Source organism: Oleiphilus sp. HI0061 (assembly GCF_001635675.1).
This window is the reverse complement of record NZ_LWFE01000676.1, coordinates 1-706: the sequence shown is the minus strand read 5'-3', so window position 1 is coordinate 706 and position 706 is coordinate 1. Positions and strand designations below refer to the sequence as shown.

Annotated in this window: 1 protein-coding gene and 1 pseudogene; both read left to right on the top strand. The window is 45.9% G+C overall.

Features of this window, described 5'->3' with window-relative positions; all coding sequences use genetic code 11:
* A pseudogene (locus A3735_RS08505) lies at nt 1-416 on the top strand (bifunctional prephenate dehydrogenase/3-phosphoshikimate 1-carboxyvinyltransferase); the annotation flags it as partial.
* A 65-nt stretch (nt 417-481) separates the two neighbouring features.
* A partial coding sequence (locus tag A3735_RS08500) for a d(CMP) kinase (protein ID WP_197485772.1) occupies nt 482-706 on the top strand: 225 nt, incomplete at its 3' end.

Below are 706 nucleotides of genomic sequence, written 5' to 3'. Positions count from 1 at the left end.
CTCTTAAAGGAATTAAAATTCCAGAGGATCAGGTTCCGCTTGCGATCGATGAGTTTCCTGTTTTGTTTATTGCTGCGGTTTGTGCTGAGGGAGAGACGGTCTTAAGTGGCGCTGAAGAGCTTCGTGTTAAGGAAAGCGACCGTATACAAGTGATGGCTGATGGTTTGGCGCAGCTGGGTGTTAGAACGGATGTTAAGCACGACGGTATAGTGATCAAGAATTCTGAGATTCAAGGCGGTACAGTTCATAGTCATGGCGATCATAGAATAGCGATGTCTTTCGCTGTCGCTTCATTAAGAGCGAAGGGTGAAATCGTGATTAGGGATTGTGCTAATGTTGCGACGTCATTTCCAAATTTTGTTGAGTTGGCTAGTGAAGTGGGTCTGAATATTAGCGTTGAAGACGATTCCGAGTAAAACGAGTTGTAGTAAAGAATGGTGCTGAAAAATTTCGTGACATTCAAAAAATTGGAGATAGTTGAATGACATGCAAAGTATTAACGATAGATGGTCCCAGCGGCGCGGGTAAGGGGAGTATTGCTCAGCTCGTGGCGAAGCATTTGGGCTGGTCTTTGCTTGATAGCGGGGCGCTTTATCGTCTTACCGCGCTGGCTGCTACTAGGTTGGGGGTTGCTTTCGATAACGAAGAGGCTTTGGCTGAAGTCGCTGAGAAGTTAGATGTTGAATTCGTTCCATCTGAGTACGGT